The 1,213-nt window shown below is 53.3% G+C and carries 1 protein-coding gene and 1 pseudogene; both read left to right on the top strand.

Annotated elements, in window-relative coordinates; translation table 11 throughout:
* Positions 1–414, top strand: a pseudogene (locus B3P58_RS14010) (DNA polymerase III subunit beta); the annotation flags it as partial.
* Between the two features lie 26 nt (positions 415–440).
* A partial coding sequence (gene recF / locus B3P58_RS14005) for a DNA replication/repair protein RecF (protein ID WP_286718391.1) occupies positions 441–1,213 on the top strand: 773 nt, incomplete at its 3' end.

Raw genomic sequence — 1,213 nt, 5'->3', positions numbered from 1 at the left:
TTCACCTTCACCTCCAAACTGGTGGACGGTAAATTCCCGGATTACAGCCGTGTAATCCCGAAAAATGGCAGCAATGTAATGCTCGCCGACCGTACTGAACTGCGTCAGGTATTTAACCGTACCGCGATTCTGTCCAACGAGAAGTACCGTGGTGTACGTCTGGTGCTGGACACCGATCTGCTCAAAGTGTTTGCCAATAACCCTGAGCAGGAAGAAGCAGAAGAATCCGTGGCCGTGGAATACAAAGGTGATGCTCTGGAAATGGGCTTCAACGTTTCTTATCTGCAGGATGTTATGAGCGTGCTCGACACCCAGCAGGTAAAAATGACCCTGTCTGATGCTAACAGCAGTGCCTTGCTGGAAGAACCGGAAGGCGGCGACGCGATGTATGTTGTTATGCCGATGCGCCTCTAGTCGCCGGCCATATAGCGAACCTTCTTATGCCAATCCGGCAGCTTAAAATCAGCGGCGTGCGAAATCTGCAGCCGCTGGATCTTACACTCCAGTCCGGAGTGAATTTCATCTACGGCGATAACGGCTCGGGCAAAACGAGCATTCTCGAGGCCATTGTGCTGATGGCCGCGGGTAAGTCTTTCCGTACTTCACAGCTCAAACACGTACTGGCACACAATGCGGATCGTATTGAAATCCAGATGGATATCGACGACGAGAGTCTTGGCCAGTGTCAGCTCGACAGCCTGCGTCTGAAAGGCGGTGATCATCTGCTGAAGCTGAATGGCTCGGTGCTGACCTCTCAGGCGGAAGCCGCCCATTGGCTGCCGGTTCAGGTGATTGATCCAACCACATTCAAGCTGCTGTCCGGTTCGCCGGAAGAACGACGCCAGTTTATCGACTGGGGTGTGTTCCACGTGGAACACAGTTTTATGGAGCAGTGGAAAACCTTCCGCAAACAACTTAAGCAACGCAACTCGGTGCTTAAGCAAAAAGAAGCGGAATGGCTGCCGGTGTGGAACAAGGGCTTTGTCGAAAGTGCGCTGGTGATTGATCAGCACCGTCGCGCCTACCTGAAACGCTTTAAACCCGAGTTTATGCGCATCCTCAAAGCGCTGGACGACAGCGTTGATGTCAGCCTGGCCTACTATCCGGGCTGGGATAAAGATTCCGAGCTGCAGGACGTGCTGGATAAGCAGCAGGAGCGTGATATGGTGCTGGGCTATACCCAGTCAGGCCCTCACCGTGCAGAGCTGCGTAT

Origin of the sequence: Thalassolituus sp. UBA2009, assembly GCF_002335285.1 — a bacterium.
Taxonomy (GTDB): Bacteria; Pseudomonadota; Gammaproteobacteria; order Pseudomonadales; family Oceanobacteraceae; genus Venatoribacter; species Venatoribacter alkanivorans.
The sequence above is the reverse complement of the archived record's forward strand: the minus strand, read 5'-3'. Positions and strand labels throughout refer to the sequence as shown.